Source organism: Nitrospirillum karajorum (genome assembly GCF_036348415.1).
GTDB lineage: Bacteria > Pseudomonadota > Alphaproteobacteria > Azospirillales > Azospirillaceae > Nitrospirillum > Nitrospirillum amazonense_B.
This window is the reverse complement of the sequence record NZ_JAZBQB010000003.1, coordinates 1,892,145-1,907,502: the sequence shown is the minus strand read 5'-3', so window position 1 is coordinate 1,907,502 and position 15,358 is coordinate 1,892,145. Positions and strand designations below refer to the sequence as shown.

The window sequence follows — 15,358 nt, the reverse complement described above, 5'->3', positions numbered from 1 at the left end:
CCGCATTCCCCTTCTTCAAGCCCTGTTCGAGTTCAACCATTGCGCCCCCAGGATGGCGGCGCCCAGCATGCCGGCGGCGCCCCCCAGGGCCGTGGGCACCAACAGCGGACCGTTGGTGCGCCGCAGGATACGGGCCCGGACGGCCCGGTCCAACGCCGAAACCAGGGCGGCGTCCGACGACAATCCGCCCCCAACCGGCACCAGGCCGGGGCCGATGGCGTTCACCACCACCGCCAGGGGATCCGCCACCAGATCGACATAGATCTCCATCGTCCGCATCGCCGCGGGCTCCCCCTCCGCCCAGGCCGCCGTCAGCGCCTGGCTGTCCCGCCGGACGCCATGCAGGGCTTGGTGCAGACGCTCCAGCCCGCGCGCGCCGCCGATGGTATCGACGCAGCCCGCATGGCCACAGCCGCACGGCAGGCGCGGCAGGGTGACGGGCGGATCGCCCGCGATATGCTTCACCACCGGGCCGTGGCCCCACTCCCCCGCCCCCGGCACCAGGCGACCGTCCACCACCAGGCCGCCGCCCACGCCCGTGCCCAGGATGATGCCGAACACGACATCCTGGCCGCGCCCGGCGCCCACCATCGCCTCCGCCAGGACGAAGCACGCGGCGTCGTTGCCCACCACCACCGGCCGCCCCAGCGCCGCGGTCAGGTCGGCCACCAGGGGCGTGCCGGTCAGACAAGGGATGTTGGCGCAACTGGCCAGGCCCGTGGCGGGGTCGATGCCGCCGGCCAGTGCCAGGGCCACCGGGGCGTCGGCCACCGGGGCGTCGGCGACAGGGGCGTCGGCGGGACCGGGCGCCTGGGCCAGCAGGTCCGCCAGCGCCTGGATAAAGGCGGCGCGGTCATGGGCCGGGGTGGGCACCCGGCCCACGCGGGTGACGGCACCCGTCACCGCGACATCCGTATGGGCTGTCCCCAGGGAAATGTATGACCCGCCGATATCGAAACAGTATATCAAGATTTGAAATCTTCTTTCACCGTGGCACCCGGTTTTATAGGAAACCGGCTGCGCGTTACCAGTGCCGGAAAGGGATGGGGAGGTCGTGGCTGGGATGGATGGGACCGGGACTGACAAATTGGGTGCGCCCCTGCCGACCAACCCCACCATCAGCGACGTGGCCCAGCGGGCCGGGGTATCGCGGGCGGTGGCGTCCCGGGCCCTGTCGGATGAACAGCGCCCGGTCTCGGCGGAAAAGAAGGCGCGCGTGCTGCAGGCGGCGCAGGAGCTGGGCTTCCGCCCCAACCTGCTGGCCCGCAGCCTGACCACCAAAAGCGTCAATCTGGTGGCCGTCGTCGTCAACCACATCCACGACCTGAGCGACCTGGACCTGTTCGACCCCCTGCTGGCGGCGGTGCAGAACACGGGCAAGCAGGTGATCTTCGTTCGCGTCGGGTCCAGCGACCGGGTGGAGTCCTTCCTGCGCACCGGTGTCGCCTATCACGTCGACGCGGCCATCGTCTTTTCCGACTTCGCCGACGCCGCCACCGTCCGCACCCTGTTCCGCAGCGAGCTGGTGCTGATGCTGAACGGCCGGCATGACCCTGAGTCGCCCGCCGTCATCCCCGATGAACGGGTGGGCATCGCCGAGGCGGTGGCCCATGCCGCCGCCCAGGGGGTCAGGACGGCCGCCCTGGTGACGGGGCGCCCCACCTCCGTCCTGGAACAGGCGCGCATCCGGCTGTATCACGCAGCGCTGGCCGCCCACGGCATCCGCCTGACCGCCAGCCTGCAGGGCGACTATTCCTATGCCAGCGGGCACAAGGCGGGGGAGGAGCTGGCCCAGGCGCCCCGGCCGGACGCCATCTTCTGCACCTCCGACGCCATGGCCATGGGCGTGCTGGACCGGCTGCGGGGCGACTTCCCCGGCGGGCGCGCCACGACAACCCGGCTGTACGGCTTCGACAACCTGTCGCTGACGGATTTCGACGCCTATCCCATCTCGTCCATCGGCTTCGACAAGCAGGCCTATGTGGCCGCGGTCATCGCCGTGCTGACCGGGGCCGCCACCGGCCCCTGGCCCCTGACCCTGCCCACGCGCTTCCATCCCCGGCTGACCGGCTGATCAGCCCGCCGGGGGGACGGCGGACAGCGCCGGCACGGCCGCGTCCTTTCCCCACCATTTGCGGTAGTTGGCCTGGTACGCGCCGGAGGTGATGTAGTCGGCGACGAAGCCGTTGAGCCAGCGCAGGAAGTCCGGGTCGCCCTGGGCCAGGCCAATGGCGATGGGGGCGTTGGAATAAAGGTCGGGCAGCGTCTTCAGGGCGGGGTTGGTGCTGGCCAGGTAATCCATCATGGACAAATCCTCGATGCCCGCGTCCACCCGCCGCTGCACCAGCAGCAGCACGCCGTCGGGCGCGAAGGTGTCGGTGAACACCAGCTTCGCCCCCGGCACCGCCTGGCGCAGGAATGCCTCACCCGTCGTACCCCGGCCCACCACCACCTTCTTGCCGGCCAGGTCCGACAGCTGGTTGATGCCGGCACTCTTCTGCGCGATGACGCGCAGGCCGACACGGTTGTAGGGGATGGTGAAGGCGATGGTCTTGGCCCGTTCCGGCGTGGCCGTCAGGTTGGCGACCGCCACGTCGATCTGGCCAGACACCAGCATGCTGACCCGGGCGTCGCCGGAAACGTCGGTGAACTCCACCGCCACCCCCAGCTTGTCCGCCAGCCGCTTGGCCACGTCCACGTCATAGCCGGCGGGGGCGTTGCGGTCATCGCGGAAGCCGACGGGCTCCCCGCCCAGGGAGACGCCCACGCGCAGCACCCCGCGCTGGCGGATATCGTCCAGCTTGCCCGCCCAGGCGGGAAGGGGAAGGGCAAGGAGAAGGGCGGCGAGCGCGGGCAGGAACTTACGCAGCATGGGGGCTCCTCAGACGGTGCGGGCGACCCGCTCCTCAGGCGCGGACAGCGAGGGGTCCCAGTACCAATAGCGGATGGCGGGACCGCAGCGGAAGCTGACCACCTCGTGTTTGCCGTGGGCGTCCAGGGCATGGATGACCACGCCGGCCAGAAAGCCCTCGCTCAAGGTTGCCAAGTCCGCGACGGCCATGTCCACCGCCTCGGTCAGGGTCTTGCCCAATTGCAGGGCCAGCACGATGGCGCGGGCGGTGCCGCAGCGCACCGTCATCTCGCCCGTATGGGTGCAGGCGGCGGCGCCATAGCGGCTGTCGGCGTAGAAGCCGGCGCCGGCGATGGGCGAGTCGCCCAGGCGCCCCGGGTATTTCCAGGCCCAGCCCGAGGTGCTGGTGGCGGCGTGCAGGCCGCCGGCGGCGTCCTGGCCCAGGAAGACCGTGGTGTCACGCACCCGCTCGGGGTCGGTGATGGCGCGGCTCAAGGGCGCCAGCGGGATGTTGGGGAAGGCCGCCAAGTCCTGGGGCGGCAGCTCCTTTTCCAGCCGCTCCCACCACACCCGGCGCGACTCCTCCAGCAGGGTCGGTTCCGCCGTGAAGCCGCACTCCAGCGCGAAGCGGCGGGCGCCGTCGCCGGTCAGCAGCGTGTGCGGCAGCCGGCGCATGACCTGCAAGGCCACCGCGCTGGCCGGGATGATGTCCCGCAGGGCGCCCACGGCGCCCACCTGGCGGGTGGTGCCGTCCATGACGCCGGCGTCGAACTCCATCTCACCCAGCATGTTGGGCCAGCCGCCATAGCCCACGCTGCGCACGGTCACTTCCCGTTCCACATGGGCGATGCCGGCGACCAGCGGGTCCGGCCCCCCCTCCCCGGCCTTCAGGCGGTCGACGGTGGTCTGGAACCCGGGCCAGGCCTCGGAATTGGCAATCAGGATCATACGGTTACCTCGGCGCCGGCCACCGTGTTCGATGGCGCCATCTTGGACAGGAATTGTCGGATGCGCGGGTGGGCCAGACCCCCGTCATCCGCGAAGAACCGGGCCGTGGGCAGGTCGACGATCAACCGCCCCTGGTCCAGGAAGACGATGCGGGTGGAAATGCGGCGGGCGAATTCCACCTCATGCGTCACGAACAGCATGGTGGTACCCGCGTCCCCCACCCCATCCGCCGCCACCCCGTCCCCCCTGGGCCGGCCGGCCAGCCGGCCCAGGATGGACAGCACCTCCGCCGTCATTTCCGGATCCAGGGCGCTGGTCACCTCATCCAGCAACAGGTAGCGCGGGTTCATGGCCAGGGCGCGGCAGATGCCCACCCGCTGGCGCTGGCCACCCGAGAGCTGCGCCGGATAGGCGTCGGCCTTGGCGGCCAGCCCGACGCTGGCCAGCAGGGCGCGGGCCTCCGCCTCCACCTCGGCGCGGGGGCGCTTCAGCACCACCTCCGGCGCCAGGGTGACGTTCCGCAGCACCGTCATATGGGGATAAAGGTTGAACAGCTGGAACACCGTGGCGGACAGGCGTCGGGCCTGGGCCAGTTGCCGCGGGTCGGCCACGTCCAGCCCGTCCACGGTGATGCGCCCGCCGTCCAGCCGTTCCAGCCCGTTGATGCAGCGGATCAGGGTGCTTTTGCCCGACCCGCTGGACCCCAGGATGGTCACCACCTCGCCCGGCGCCACCGCCAGGCTGACGCCGTCCAGCACCGTCTGGGCGCCGAAACGCTTGACCACCCCCTCCACCGCGATCATCCGGACTATCCCCCTCAAAGCTCCAGCGGGGCGGCGTGGGCGCGCAGCCGCCGCTCCCATCGATTGCCCAACAGCGTCAGCGCCTTGGCCGCCGCGAAGTACAGGGCGCCCACCATGGTCCACACGGCGAAGGGCCGCAGGGTGCGCAGGTTGAGGATGTCGCCGGCCTTGGTCAGGTCCATGACCCCGATGACCGAAACCAGCGACGTCACCTGAAGCTGGTTGACCGCCAGGCCCACCAGGGGCGCCACGGCGAAGGCCGCCGCCTGGGGCGCCAGGATGTGCCGCACCACCTGCATCCGGGTAAGGCCGAAGGCGCGCGCCGCCTCCACCTGGTCGCGGCCCACGGCGTCCAGGCCGGCGACGGCGATGAAATAGACGAAGGCCGCCGTGTTGGCCGACAAGGTCAGCCCCGCAGCGGACAGGGGCGCCAGGGGCTGGTGGATCAGGGCCGGAATGCCGAAGAAGACCAGGAACAGCTGCACCAGGACGGGGGAGTTGCGCAGCAGCTCCAACCCCGCATGCAGGAGGGGCGACAGCGCCGGCACCCGGAAATGGCGCACCACGGCCGCGCCCGAGCCCAGGACCAGGCCGATGAGGAAGGTGACCGCGAACAGGCCCAGGCTGACGCCCAGGCCCTGGGCCAGCAAGGCACCGTCGTGCCAGGTGAAGCCGGCGTGCCGCATCAGGCCCCCTTCCCCGCCACTTCAGGGCCCGCCACACCAGGCCCCGCTGCCCCGTGGCCCCCTGTGATGTTGCCCGCCGCCATGTGCCGGTTCAGGTGCCGGTGCAGGGCCGCGATGCCCAGCGACACGGCGTAGGTCAGCACGGCGTAGGCCACGAGCAGGAAGGCGTAGACCTCGAACGGGCGATAGGTTTCGGCCGCCACCCCCCGGGCCGTGCCCGTGACCTCATCCAGGGTGATCATGGACAGGATGGAGGAGCTGAGCACCAGGTTGACGAACACGGACCCCAGGGGCCGGATGGCGGCGCGCAGGGCGATGGGGAGGACGATGCGGCGGATGATGTCCAGGCGCGGCAGGCCGCCGACCCGCGCGGCCTCCACCACCCCGGGGTCGACCGCCAGGATGCCGCTGCGCACCACGTCGCCGCCATAGGCGCCGCCCACCAGGCTGAGCGCCAGCACGCCGGTCCAGAAGGCGTCGATGTAAACGCCAATCTCCGGCAGGCCGTAATAGAGGAAGAAGACCTGGACCACGAAGGGGACGTTGCGAAAGACGTCGACGTAGAGCCACGCCGACCGCTGGGCCCATCCCCGGCCTCCTCCCCCGCCCGCCGCCGCCAGCCCCAGGACCGTGGCCAGGCCGAACGCGCCCACGATGCCCAGCGCGCAGACCTCGGCCGTCAGCAGGGCGCCCGCCAGCAGCGGCTCCAGATGGGGGGTCAGCACCGTGAGGTCGAAGGACAAAGACGATCCCTGTTCGGTGAAATCGGTTTCAGTTGCATATACAACTACCGCTTTTTTGGGCCGTTATCACGGAAATTGTCTGCAGCCGATGACGGAAAATAAAGAGGGCCGCGGAGTTGGCACCCGCGGCCCTGCAAGGTAGATGGACTACTTCCGGGAACGAAACCCGAAAGGTGACCGAACGAACCGGGGAGGCAAATCCCCGGATGGTCCGTCCGGCCGACCGAACGCGCCAGGCGGGGCAGCCTTCGCGCATTGGCTCGGGCACCCTAGCCCCGGTCGGTAACAGACGGATGTCAGCCTTTAATAGGTGAAGAAACAGATCGTTGCAATTGTGCCGCCTGTTACCGTTCAGAAACATTCCACCCCAATCCAACGTCAGGCTTCCCCCTCGCCCCCCAGGACTGGCAAGCTGGCCCCCTGATGGCCCGGCGGGATCACCCCGGCGGCGCCCGTATCTGAAGCCTGGAGCCTACGCCCCCATGCCTCCCCTGCCCCCCGACGCCACCGCCGCCGGCATCCTGGACGACCTGTTGATCCTGGCGCGCAAGGCCGGCGCCGATGCCGCCGACGCCCTGCTGGTCGACAGCGCCGCCATGTCCATGAGCCAGCGCCTGGGCAAGCCGGAGGAGGTGCAGCGCGCCGAATCGGGTGACCTGGGCCTGCGCGTCTTCGTGGGCAAGCGCCAGGCCATCGTCTCTTCCACCGACCGCAGCCCCACCCTGCTGAAGGAGCTGGCGGAACGGGCCGTGGCCATGGCCCGCCTGGTGCCGGAGGATGATTTCTGCGGCCTGGCCGACCCTGACAGCCTGGCCCGCGACTGGCCGGACCTGGACCTGTGCGATCTCGCGGAACCGGTGGCCGAGGATCTGCTGGCCCAGATCGCGGAGCTGGAGGAGACGGCGCTGGCGGTGCCCGGCGTCAGCAATTCCGAGGGGGCGGACGCCAGCTGGTCGCGCTCCACCGTCACGTTGGCGGCCAGCAACGGCTTTTCCGGCGGCTACAGCGTCAGCCGGCGCAGCCTGTCCGTTTCCGTCCTGGCGGGCAGCGGCACGGGCATGGAGCGGGACTACGACTATCATTCCGCCGTCTATGCCGGTGATCTGGAAGCCCCGGCCACCATCGGCCGCCGCGCCGGGGAGCGGGTGGTGGCCCGCCTGAACCCGCGCAAGGTGGCGACCCAGGCGGTGCCCGTGGTGTTTGACCCGCGCGTGGCCGGCGGCCTGGTCAGCCACCTGACGGGCGCCATCTCCGGCGCCGCCATCGCGCGCGGCACCAGCTTCCTGAAGGACAAGATGGGCCAGGCGGTGTTCGCGCCCGGCATCACCATCGTGGATGACCCGCACATCCGCCGGGGCCTGCGCTCCAAACCCTTCGATGCGGAGGGGCAGGCGAACAAGCGCCGCAACCTGATCGACGGCGGCGTCCTGACCACTTGGCTGCTGGATTGCCGCTCCGCCCGCCAGCTGGGCTTGACCTCCACCGGCCACGCCTCACGGGGCACCGGCGGCCCCCCCGGCCCCAGCGCCACCAACGTCTATCTGGCGCCGGGCGAGGAAACGCCGGAACAGCTGCTGGCCGACATCCGCCAGGGCTTTTACGTCACCTCGCTCATGGGCAGCGGCGTCAACGGCATCACCGGCGACTACAGCCGGGGCGCCTCGGGCTTCTGGATCGAGGATGGCAAGATCGCCTACCCGGTGGCCGAGATCACCATCGCCGGCAACCTCAAGGACATGTACCTGACCTTGCGGCCCGCCAACGACCTGGAGTTCCGCCACGGCGTGGACAGCCCCACCCTGCGGGTGGAAGGCATGACCGTGGCCGGCACCTGAGGCAGCCCCTATGACCTTCACCCTGAACCGCCGGGGCCTGGCCCTGGCAGCACTGGCCGGCGCCACCTTGGCCGGAACCGCGAAAGCCGAGGGCACGTCCGCCGCCGATCTGGTGCGGCTGTCGCGCCAGCGCCGCGATCCCGATGTCGTGCTGCCCCTGTGGCCCGGCACCCCGCCGGGTGGCGAGGGCCTGGCGGTCAAGGATTTGGTCATCGACCATGGCCCTGTGGGCGGCCCGCCCGACCGTTCGGCGGACGGTGTCGCCATGCCGACCCTGGCCTTCTTCCGCAGCGCCAGCCCCGGCCCGCGCGCCACCATCCTGGTCATTCCCGGCGGCGGTTACACCAATGTCTGGTTCGACAAGGAAGGCTATGAAATCGCCCGCTGGCTGAACACCACCGGCGTGCATGCCGCCGTCCTGACCTACCGCCTGCCGGCGGAGGGCTGGAAGAACGGCCCCGACGTGCCGCTGCAGGACGCGCAGCGCGCCATGCGCCTGCTGCGCCACAAGGCCAAGACCTGGGCGGTGGATGGCGGTCGCATCGGCATCATCGGTTTTTCCGCCGGCGGCCACCTCGCCGCCAGCCTGCTGACCCGCCATGACGCCGCCGTGTATCAGCCCGTGGATGAGGCCGACACCCTGCCGGCCGGCCCGCAGCTGGCCTGCCTGGCCTATCCCGTCATCTCGATGGACGAGTCGCTGACCCACGCCGGATCGCGGCAGCATCTGCTGGGCAACGCGCCCACGGCCGCCCAGGTGACCGCCTATTCACCGGACCAGACGGTGCGGGCCGGTACCTGCCCCACCTTCCTGTTCCACGCCGCCGATGACGGCGCCGTGCCGGTGGGCAACAGCCTGGCGATGTTCCAGGCCCTGCGCCGCCAGAACGTGGCGACGGAAATGCACATCTTCGAATCCGGCGGCCACGGCTTCGCCCTGCGCGAAATACCCGGCCGCCCCGCCGAACCCTGGCCAGACCTGTACCACCGCTGGCTCGGCCGGCATGGTTTTGTGTGAGTTTAGCGTTGCCTCAGCTGACCGCTCGCCAGAAACCTGCGGCGGCTGCGATCACAGCCTACAGCGGCATGAGGACGAACCTCATGCCGCTGGTTGGTGACTAAGCCAGTCTGCGTACTGACCTTAATTCACGATCTTCCACTGGCCATCGGGCTGACGGCAGGCCGTGCCGGTCACGTTCTGCCGTCGGCCGCCCACCACGGCGACGCTCTGGTATTCCCGGCAATAGGTATCCGATGATTCCTGCCAGGTCTTGACCGGGGTCATCTGATAGCGGGCGCCGTTGTCGGGGTTGTTCCAGACGATCTGCTGGCCGTCCGGCGCCTTTTCCATGGCCTGGGCGAAACAGCCCTCGTCACTCTGGTCCATGCTGTTGAAGGCCGCGTTGCCGGCCAGGGCGCCCAGCAGCACGCCGGCGCCGGTCATGGCGGCCTTGCCGCCGCCGTGGCCGAACTGCGAGCCGGCCAGGCCACCCAGCAGCGCGCCCACCAGGGTGCCGACGTTCAGGCCCACCGCCCCCCGGTCGCAGCGCCCCTGGTCGATACCGACATCGGTGGCGTAGAACTCCCGGTAATGGGGGGAACGGTGATCGACATAGCGGGGCGGCGGGCCCCGGTGGTCGTCGCGCCAATCCCCCCGGTGATCGTCGCGCCAGCGGTCGTCATCCCGGCGGTCATCGCCGCGATGATCGTCATGCCAGTCCCGATCCTGGTAGCGATAGCCCGACGCCTCCGCCCACGGCGGCGGATCAGCCCACGCCGGCAGGGTGGCGCCCAGGGCGACAACGGCGGTCGCGGCGGCGGCGATGAGACGGGAAGCGCGCTTCATGATGGCCTTCGATTTCTTCCGGTGCTGGGGTGGCGCGGGGTCCCCAGCAAGGGACGCGCCACCGGACAGGGGGTCGTACCAGCGGCATTATGCCGCCGATCATGGCGACCTTGGGGCAGTCGCCGTCGGGCCGCCATCTGTGCTTCCGGTGTAGGTGAAGTGGCTGGCACTTCGGCCGGCAGGCGGAATGTTTTAGACTATTGGTCGGAGGGGTCATGATCCGCTTCGGTCCCTGGAGTACCATGTTGGGCATGGCCGCCGGTTTCGGCGCCGTGGTGGTGGCGCTGCTGTTGGCGTCCCCCGGCAACCGCGTCGCCAACCGCCTGTTGGCCGCCCTGCTGGCCGTGGCCGTGCTGCGGCTGATGCCTTATGTCCTGGGTTTCGCCGGCTTCTACGACGCTTATCCCTGGCTGTCCTTCGCCCCCTTCAACCTGGGTCTCGCCACCGGCCCGCTGCTTTATCTGTATGTCCGGCGCCTGGTGGAGCCTGGGCTGCCGCGTGGCTGGGCCGGGCACTTGGCGCCCGCCGCGCTGAACCTGACCTATACCGCCTGGGCCTTCAGCCTGCCGCTGGCGGAAAAAATGCGCTGGAACGACGCCATCCACATGCGGTGGATAGCCCCGGCGGAGACCTGGGCCACCACCCTGTCGCTGGCGGCGTACCTTGTGATCACCGCCCGGTTCCATCGCCGCTATCAAGCCTGGCTGGCCGGCGCGGTCGGCAACCCGGCGGACCACCGCCAGCCCTGGCTGCGCACCCTGCTGGCGGCCCTGGCGCTGTGGCTGTTGGTGGCGGTGGCCTTCGACGCGGTGGATGGCCTGGTGGCCCCCCTCAGCTATTATGACCGCTTCCCCCAATACCTGGCGTTCGCCGCCATCATCCTGGGCCTGGGGCTGGAGGGCTGGCGTCATGCCGGCGCCGCGTTCCCCGTCATGACCGCCAGCCCCCTGCCGGAATCGGTATCGAGCCCGGCGCGGGACCGTGACTGGACGGCCCAGGCGGGGCGCTGGCGCGACACGATCCGCGAAGCGGGGTGGTGGCGGGAACCCGGCCTGACCCTGGCCCAGGTGGCTCAGCGCCTGGGCACCAACGAGACCTACCTGTCGCGCGCCCTCAACCAGGGCCTGGGCCGCACCTTCAGCGCCCTGATCAACGGCCTGCGGGTGGAGGCGGTCCAGGCCCGCCTGCCGACGACCGAACAGGGGGAACTGCTGTCGATGGCGCTGGATTGCGGCTTCGCCTCCAAGGCCAGCTTCAACCGCGTGTTCCGGGACCACACGGGGATGAGTCCCAGCGCCTGGCGCGCGGCTCAAAAGACGGAAAGTCGCGGATTTACGGGGAATGAGGCGACGGCGGGCGGCGATGCGGCCTAGGTGGGGCGGCGTGCCGGGTGGTCCGGCGCCCATTTGAGGAAGCCAATGCGCCCGCACCGCCTTCTCGCCCCCCTGCTGCTGGCTGCAGCCCTGTGCCGGTCGCCGCTGGCCGCGCCCCAGACGTCGAATGACGCGCCCCTGCCCTTTCGCTTCGCGCTGGTGGAGGGGCGGATGATCGTCCTATCCAACGACGGGCAGCCGGGGGCGCCGCCGTCGGGAGCGGAGGTCACCGCCATCAACGGCGAACCCGTGCCCATGACCCTATCCGGGCTGGGCCTGGCCGCCGCCCCGGCGGACCGCTGGCCGGCCCCCGGTGGCGCGCCCGACCGCTGGTCCATCCAATGGAAGCGGCTGGGTGACAGCCGGCTGACACAGTCCGACCTGGCCCCGGCCACCGCCCCAATACCGCCAGCCGGTTCCGACGCGTACAATCGATCCATTTCCACGGTGATCGACCTGGTCCGCGGCATGGACCGCCTCGGTCAGGAGACGCCGGCGGATGCGGTGCGCCTTGGCACGGCATTGGCCGGCGCCTGGGTCGGCACGCTGGACTATCGGGATTATGGCAACGACCGCCGCGTCATCCTGCCGACACGGTTGACCGCCACCGGCGGGCCGGTTCCCGTACTGGCCTTCACCTTCGATGACGGGCCGGGCAAGACCGTCCGCTCCCGCGAGTCCTGGTCCCTGGACCCAACGGCCTGGTGCATCGCGGAAACCACCAGCCACTGCTACCGCGTGGTGACGTTCCACGCCGGCCCGGGGCCGAGCGATATCACCCTGGTGGCGGAGGGAACGGGGACGGAGAATGGGCGGGCGGTGACGCTACGCCTGGTGCTGGCCCGCCGCGATGGCACCCTGTCCTTCAGCACGTCCAGCGCCCAACCCGGCAGGCCGGCGCTGCTGCGCCACGCCTATTGGCTGAGCCGGGTTCCCCCTACATGAAGCTGTAGGGGTCCACATCCACCTGCACCCGCAGGGCCGCCGGGATGGGCACCGCTGCCAGCCAGGATTGCAGCAGCGGCTGCACCGCCACGCCGCGCGCCGTCTTCAGCAGCAGGCGGCGCCGGTGCCGGCCCCTCAGCAGGGCCAGGGGGGCCGGCGCCGGCCCCAGGACCAGCACATCATCCCCCTGCGGCGCGGCGCGGGCCAGGTCGCGGGCCAGCTTGTCCACCTGGCGCTCATCCTCGCCCGAGACGATCAGCGCCGCCAACCGGCCGTAGGGGGGCAGGTCCATGGCCCGGCGCTGCTCCGCCTCCGCCGCCAGGAAGGCGTCGCGGTCATGGGCGGCCAGCGCCTGCATCACCGGATGTTCCGGCATATGGGTTTGCAGGAAGACCCGACCCGGCCGGCTTTCGCGGCCCGCGCGCCCCGCCACCTGGTGCAGCATCTGGAAGGTGCGCTCCGCCGCGCGCAGGTCGCCACCGCCCAGCCCCAGGTCGCCGTCCACCACCCCCACCAGGGTCAGCATGGGGAAATGGTGGCCCTTGGCCATCACCTGGGTACCGATCAGGATGTCGACCTTGTGGGCCCGCACCTCCTCGATCACCGTCTGGATGGCGTGGGGCCCCACCAGGGTGTCGCTGGTCATCAGCGCCACCCGGGCGTCGGGGAACAGTTGCGCCACCTCCTCCGCCACCCGCTCCACCCCCGGGCCGCAGGCAACGAAGGAATGCTCCGCCTCGCAGGACGGGCAGGTTTCGGGCAGCCGGTCGGTGTAGCCGCAATGGTGGCATTGCAGCCGGCGGCTGAGGCGGTGCTCCACCAGCCAGGCGGTGCAGTTGGGGCATTGCAGGCGGAAGCCGCAACTGCGGCACAGGGTCAGCGGCGCATAGCCCCGGCGGTTCAGGAACAGCATGCCCTGCTCGCCCGCCGCCAGCGTCTCGGCCATCGCCTCCGTCAGGATGGGGGACAGCCAGTGCCGGGCCGGCGGCCGGCTGTCGGGGCGGCGCAGGTCGATCAGCGTGACCTCGGGCAGGCTGGCGCCGCCGTGGCGGGCCGGCAGGTCGATACGGCTGTAGCGCCCTGTCTCCGCGTTGGTCAGCGTCTCCAGCGACGGGGTGGCGCTGACCAGGGCCACCGGGATGCCACCCAGGAAGGCGCGCGCCACCGCCATGTCGCGGGCATGGTAGATGACGCCGTCCTCCTGCTTGAAAGCAGCCTCATGCTCCTCATCCACCACGATCAGGCCCAGGTCGGGATAAGGCAGGAACAGGGCGGAGCGGGCGCCCACCACCACCGGCGCCTCGCCATTGGCGATGGAGCGCCAGGCGGCGCGGCGGTGGGCGCCGGCCAGATCGGAATGCCATTCCACCGGCCGCACGCCGAAGCGCCGGGCGAAGCGGTCCAGCCATTGGCTGGACAGGGCGATCTCGGGAAGCAGCACCAGGGCCTGGCGCCCCTGTTTCAGGCAGGCGGCGATGGCCTCGAAGTAGACCTCCGTCTTGCCGGACCCGGTGACGCCGTCGACCAGCGTGGCGGAATAGCGATGGTCGTTCACGGCGGCGCGCAGGGCATCGGCCGCCGCCGCCTGGTCAGGCGACAGCGCCGGGCCCGGCATGTCGGCGTCGGGGATGGGCGGGCGCGGCTGGGCGCGCAGGGCCACCGGCGTCAGCAGGCCCAATTCGGCCAGGCCCCGGATCACGCCGATGCCGCAGGCGGCGTCGCGCGCCAGGTCGGCGGGGGTGCGGGGCGGCCCGTCCTCCTCCATCAGCGCCAGCACGCGGCGGCGCGCGTCCGTCATCTTGAAGCCAGGCGGGGGCCCCTCGCCCGATGGCAGATAGGCCAGCATCTGCTTGGGGTCCTCCAGCGCCGCCGAGACGCTGACCGCCATGCGCAGCACGGAACCGGGCGCCGACAGGGTGTAGGCCGCCACCCAGTCGACGAAGCGGCGCGACACCTCGGGCATGGGTGGCAGGTCGAAGCGGCGGATGACCGGCTTCAATCGGTTGGCCGCCACGCCGGCCTCCCAATTGTCCCCTGGACCGCCCACGGCCCAGACCACGCCGAAGACGTGGCGGGGGCCCAGCGGCACCTCGACATAGGCGCCGGCCTCCAGCTCCATGTCGTCGGGCACGCGGTAGTCGTAAGGGCTGGCCAGCGGCAAGGGCAGCAGGACGCGCACCCGCCGCACCGGTGGGGCCGCCGTCTCCATCCCGCTTGCCGTCAACAGATCCATGATCCTGCTGTTACCACCGGGCGCCCCCTGGGCGCCACTGTTCCCTATATGGTCTTATACCAGGGCGTTTGACCGTGGCCGGTCAAATACCGCCCTCAGATGCCGGGCGCGGGCATCCGCCCGCTTGGCTTCCTCGGTTTCCAGTCCGCTACGCTCCCTGGAAACCTGCGGCGGCCCCAGTCGGGGCCTACAACGGCATGAGGAGCAGCCTTCAAGCGCGCATGCCCCCTATCCCCCGCCCCGCCATTTCTGCCCGTGCACCCGGGCGCCCCCTCCGTTAGAGTGCCGGCCAACCCGGGGGCGGGCCCCGGTCCCATTCAGATCTCGAGGGCATTCCCCCATGAAGTTCTTCGTCGATACCGCGGACATCAACGACATTCGCGAGCTGGCCTCCACCGGCCTGCTGGACGGCGTCACCACCAACCCGTCGCTGGTCGCCAAGTCCGGTCACAGCAGCTTCATCGACCTGATCGCCGAGATCTGCGACGTGGTGAAGGGCCCGGTCAGCGCCGAAGTCGCCTCGACCGATTTCGAGACCATGCTGAAGGAAGGCAAGCACCTGGCCAAGATCGCCCCCAACGTGGCGGTGAAGGTGCCCCTGACCCCGGCCGGCCTGAAGGTCTGCCACCACCTGTCGCAGGAAGGCACCATGGTCAACGTGACCCTGTGCTTCTCCGCCGCGCAGGCCATCCTGGCCGCCAAGGCCGGCGCCACCTTCGTCTCCCCCTTCGTCGGCCGCCTGGACGACATGGGCCAGGACGGCCTGAGCCTGATCGAAGAGATCGTCACCATCTATGACAACTACCCGGACTTCACGACCGAGGTCCTGGTCGCGTCCATCCGCAACCCCATCCACGTGACCCAGTCGGCCAAGATGGGCGCCCACGTCGCCACCATGCCGCCCTCGGTCATCCGTCAGCTGTTCAACCATGTGCTGACCGACAAGGGTTTGGCGCAGTTCGTTGCGGACTGGGCCAAGACCGGGCAGACTATCCTGGATCAGCCGCTGCCGACCCGCTGATCCCTGTCGCGTTCCAGCGGATGCCTGACCGGTCCGCCCAGCGATGGGCGGGCCGGTTTGCGTTTGAACCCATG

At 70.4% G+C, this 15,358-nt stretch carries 14 protein-coding genes; 6 read left to right on the top strand and 8 right to left on the bottom strand.

The genetic code is table 11. From position 1 onward, the window contains the following. Window positions 1-15: 15 nt before the first annotated feature. A complete protein-coding gene (locus UCD39_RS22530; protein WP_330497958.1) occupies window positions 16-1,119 on the bottom strand; it encodes an ROK family protein in 1,104 nt (367 codons plus the stop codon). Between UCD39_RS22530 and UCD39_RS22525 the strand changes: the two genes are divergently transcribed. After that, complete coding sequence (locus UCD39_RS22525; protein WP_211101902.1) at window positions 1,088-2,074, top strand: LacI family DNA-binding transcriptional regulator; 987 nt, start codon at window positions 1,088-1,090, stop codon at window positions 2,072-2,074. The two genes, UCD39_RS22530 and UCD39_RS22525, sit on opposite strands and share 32 nt — an antisense overlap. On the opposite strand, the gene UCD39_RS22520 is transcribed toward UCD39_RS22525, so the two are convergent. From UCD39_RS22520 to UCD39_RS22500, 5 genes are read right to left on the bottom strand one after another with little or no spacing between them, the layout of a single operon-like run. Continuing rightward, window positions 2,075-2,872 (bottom strand): transporter substrate-binding domain-containing protein, encoded by a 798-nt coding sequence (locus UCD39_RS22520; protein ID WP_330497957.1) that lies wholly within the window; start codon window positions 2,870-2,872, stop codon window positions 2,075-2,077. A 9-nt stretch (window positions 2,873-2,881) separates the two neighbouring features. After that, entirely contained in the window at window positions 2,882-3,799 is a 918-nt protein-coding gene (locus tag UCD39_RS22515) for a glycosylasparaginase (protein WP_330497956.1), read from the bottom strand. Continuing rightward, window positions 3,796-4,602: an amino acid ABC transporter ATP-binding protein gene (locus tag UCD39_RS22510; RefSeq protein ID WP_330497955.1), complete on the bottom strand. Its 807-nt coding sequence runs from the start codon at window positions 4,600-4,602 to the stop codon at window positions 3,796-3,798. The genes UCD39_RS22515 and UCD39_RS22510 overlap by 4 nt, the downstream gene beginning before the upstream one ends. 14 nt (window positions 4,603-4,616) lie before the next feature. Continuing rightward, window positions 4,617-5,288: an amino acid ABC transporter permease gene (locus UCD39_RS22505; RefSeq protein WP_330497954.1), complete on the bottom strand. Its 672-nt coding sequence runs from the start codon at window positions 5,286-5,288 to the stop codon at window positions 4,617-4,619. Further along, complete coding sequence (locus UCD39_RS22500) at window positions 5,288-6,031, bottom strand: amino acid ABC transporter permease (protein ID WP_330497953.1); 744 nt, start codon at window positions 6,029-6,031, stop codon at window positions 5,288-5,290. Before UCD39_RS22500 ends, UCD39_RS22505 begins: the two co-directional genes overlap by 1 nt. A 482-nt stretch (window positions 6,032-6,513) precedes the next feature. On the opposite strand from UCD39_RS22500, the gene UCD39_RS22495 reads away from it, so the two are divergent. After that, complete coding sequence (locus UCD39_RS22495) at window positions 6,514-7,866, top strand: TldD/PmbA family protein (protein ID WP_330497952.1); 1,353 nt, start codon at window positions 6,514-6,516, stop codon at window positions 7,864-7,866. A gap of 10 nt (window positions 7,867-7,876) precedes the next feature. Next, window positions 7,877-8,884, top strand: coding sequence for an alpha/beta hydrolase (locus UCD39_RS22490; protein ID WP_330497951.1), 1,008 nt, complete (start codon window positions 7,877-7,879; stop codon window positions 8,882-8,884). 123 nt (window positions 8,885-9,007) lie between these two features. On the opposite strand, the gene UCD39_RS22485 is transcribed toward UCD39_RS22490, so the two are convergent. Continuing rightward, on the bottom strand, window positions 9,008-9,712 hold the full coding sequence (locus UCD39_RS22485) for an RT0821/Lpp0805 family surface protein (protein ID WP_330497950.1): 705 nt from the start codon (window positions 9,710-9,712) through the stop codon (window positions 9,008-9,010). A 215-nt stretch (window positions 9,713-9,927) separates the two neighbouring features. Between UCD39_RS22485 and UCD39_RS22480 the strand changes: the two genes are divergently transcribed. Together UCD39_RS22480 and UCD39_RS22475 are read left to right on the top strand one after the other, a co-directional pair. Further along, window positions 9,928-11,085 (top strand): helix-turn-helix domain-containing protein, encoded by a 1,158-nt coding sequence (locus UCD39_RS22480; protein ID WP_330497949.1) that lies wholly within the window; start codon window positions 9,928-9,930, stop codon window positions 11,083-11,085. A gap of 45 nt (window positions 11,086-11,130) precedes the next feature. Then, window positions 11,131-12,030, top strand: coding sequence for a hypothetical protein (locus tag UCD39_RS22475; RefSeq protein WP_330497948.1), 900 nt, complete (start codon window positions 11,131-11,133; stop codon window positions 12,028-12,030). Here UCD39_RS22475 and UCD39_RS22470 read toward each other — a convergent pair. After that, window positions 12,023-14,263 (bottom strand): primosomal protein N', encoded by a 2,241-nt coding sequence (locus tag UCD39_RS22470; protein WP_330497947.1) that lies wholly within the window; start codon window positions 14,261-14,263, stop codon window positions 12,023-12,025. The two genes, UCD39_RS22475 and UCD39_RS22470, sit on opposite strands and share 8 nt — an antisense overlap. A 340-nt stretch (window positions 14,264-14,603) precedes the next feature. On the opposite strand from UCD39_RS22470, the gene fsa reads away from it, so the two are divergent. Beyond that, window positions 14,604-15,284 carry a fructose-6-phosphate aldolase gene (gene fsa, locus UCD39_RS22465; protein ID WP_088871978.1) on the top strand — a complete coding sequence of 227 codons (681 nt, stop codon included), beginning with the start codon at window positions 14,604-14,606 and terminating at the stop codon, window positions 15,282-15,284. The last annotated feature ends 74 nt before the right edge of the window (window positions 15,285-15,358 follow it).